General features: G+C 63.1%; 2 protein-coding genes and 1 pseudogene. All 3 read left to right on the top strand.

From position 1 onward, the window contains the following. Window positions 1–754 (top strand): extracellular solute-binding protein (locus tag EOA60_RS31320; RefSeq protein ID WP_128312503.1); only part of this gene is annotated, 754 nt, incomplete at its 5' end. A gap of 7 nt (window positions 755–761) precedes the next feature. Further along, on the top strand, window positions 762–1,607 hold the full coding sequence (locus EOA60_RS31315; protein ID WP_095824701.1) for an ABC transporter permease: 846 nt from the start codon (window positions 762–764) through the stop codon (window positions 1,605–1,607). Window positions 1,608–1,609: 2 nt separating this feature from the next. Beyond that, window positions 1,610–1,833: pseudogene (locus EOA60_RS31310) on the top strand (ABC transporter permease); the annotation flags it as partial.

Here is a 1,833-nt window from a genome sequence, read left to right as displayed (position 1 = left end):
CAAGCTGCCTTTCGCCGACCTCTTTCCGGAAGTGAAGATGGACAAGTCGACCGTAGTCGACGGCAAGCGCTACGGCATCACCGAAAAGTTCGGCTACAACACGATCGGCTTCAACAAGACCAAGGTCGATCCGGCCGACATGCAGTCGCTGGCTTCGCTGACCAGCGACAAATACAAGGGCAAGATCGCGATCTACGACTATTACCTGCCGGTCATCGGCATGGCGGCTCTGGCCATCGGCAAGAAGACCGCCGACCTCACCGAGGCAGACCTGCCCGCTCTCAAGGCCGAGCTGCTCAAGATGAAGGCCAACGCCAAGCTGGTCGGCGAAGTCACCGCCAGCCAGACCGCGCTTGCGACCGGCGAGGTGGACGTCCTTGTCGGCGGCGGCGAGTGGGTGACGGCGGGGCTCGCCAAGGAAAACCCGGCGCTCGACTTCTCGATCCCCAAGGAAGGCGCGGTGCTATGGTCGCAGTCGCTCGCCATGTTCAAGCAATCCAAGAACAAGGACATGGCGCTAAAATTCATCCAGTATATCCTGAGCCCGGAGGGCCAGGCGCGCCTTGCCACCTCCTCCTGCTACTGGGGCATGCCGTCCAACAAGAAGGCGGCGCTCACCGAAGAGCAGAAGAAGATCCTGCGCTTCGACGAGCAGCCCGGCTTCCTCGCCCGCGCCCAGGCTTATCCGGCGCCGAACGCCGATCTCGACAAGAAGATGCAGGACATATGGACCGAAATGCTGCAGGCGCAGTAATCGGCCGATGAGCGTTGCCGGAAGCAACCTGCGTGCCCTGCCCTGGGCGCTGGTCGCGCCGGCGCTGGCGTGGACGCTTCTGTTCTTCGTGCTGCCCTTCGTCGCCATGGGATTGTCGAGCCTGACGGCGCATGAAGGCGGCGGCTTCACTTTGGCCAATTACAGCCAGTTCTTCACCGATCCATCCTACTGGCGGGCGATGGTGAACTCGTTGAAGGTGACCGCAATCGTCACCGTGATTTCGATCGTGCTCGCCTATCCATTCGCCTGGATCCTCGCCGAGCAAGTGCCGGAGCGCTGGCAGCGATTGGCACTGATGCTCGCCGTGCTGCCGTTCTGGACGTCTTACGTCGTGCGCTCCTATTCCTGGCTGCTCGTGCTGGCGCAGAACGGCGTCATCAATCGGGCGCTCACCGGCGTCGGCTTGGTCGCAGAGCCGCTGCAGCTTGCGAACACTCGGTTCGCCACCGTCACCGGCTTCGTCCACTTCTTCGTCATGCTGCTGACGCTCACCATATTCGCCAATCTGAAACAACTTAGCCCGAGCTATCGCAAGGCGGCCGCCGACCTCGGTGCCGGGCCGGTGCGGACCTTCCTGCATGTCGTGCTGCCGCTGACCCTGCCCGGTATCATGGTCGGGGCTTTCCTCACCTTCGTACTCTGCATCGGCGACTACATCACGCCGCAGATCCTCGGCGGCAACAACGAGCTGGTCATGCCGCAGCTGGTCATGATGCAGATCGGCCGGCGCGGCGATTTTCCGCTGGCCTCGGCGCTTTCGATCATCCTGATGGCCGTCGTCACCGTCGCCTATCTCGCCTGCGCCCGCTGGCTGAAGATCGAGCGGGCTTGACCATGCGTGCTGCCGTCCGCCTCGCCGCCTGGCTCTACGCGATCGCCGTCTACGGCTTCATCTTCCTGCCGGTGGTCGTGCTGATACTGTTCTCGCTGCAGGCGACCTCTTTCCCGATCCCGCCTTTCACCGGCCCGTCGCTGCGCTGGTACCAGGCGGTGCTGTCCGATGCACGCCTCACCTCCGCGCTGGTCAATTCGCTGCTGGTGGCGGTGCTGTCCTCGCT

This window comes from Mesorhizobium sp. M1A.F.Ca.IN.020.06.1.1 (genome assembly GCF_004023265.1).
In the GTDB taxonomy this organism is placed as follows: Bacteria; Pseudomonadota; Alphaproteobacteria; order Rhizobiales; family Rhizobiaceae; genus Mesorhizobium.
This window is presented reverse-complemented; position numbering and strand designations above follow the sequence as displayed.

What these genes read in the sequence shown, in the direction of transcription:
- EOA60_RS31315 (WP_095824701.1), top strand. Translation starts at nt 762, where the DNA reads ATGAGCGTTGCCGGAAGCAACCTGCGTGCCCTGCCCTGGGCGCTGGTC.